The organism is Microcoleus sp. D3_18a_C4, assembly GCF_036702415.1.
In the GTDB taxonomy this organism is placed as follows: domain Bacteria; phylum Cyanobacteriota; class Cyanobacteriia; order Cyanobacteriales; family Microcoleaceae; genus Microcoleus.
In genome coordinates this window covers 1-209 of sequence record NZ_JAUBTI010000237.1, presented here as the reverse complement: position 1 = coordinate 209, position 209 = coordinate 1, and the positions used below count along the sequence as shown (strand labels likewise).

The window sequence follows — 209 nt, the reverse complement described above, 5'->3', positions numbered from 1 at the left end:
CCAACAACTCCAACAACTCCAACAACTCCAACAACTCCAACAACTCCAACAACTCCAACAACTCCAACAACTCCAACAACTCCAACTGACAACCAACCGCCAGTTGCCAACAATGCCACCTCCCGCCTCGGCCCCAACAGCAGCCGGTTAGTCACGGGATTGGGAGGAAGCGACCCCGACGGGTCGATCGTCTCTTACACCATCAACAC

General features: G+C 54.5%; 1 protein-coding gene. It reads left to right on the top strand.

From position 1 onward, the window contains the following. Window positions 1–209, top strand: a 209-nt coding sequence (locus QUB16_RS33385) for a hypothetical protein (protein ID WP_333322691.1), incomplete at both ends; no start/stop codon positions are given.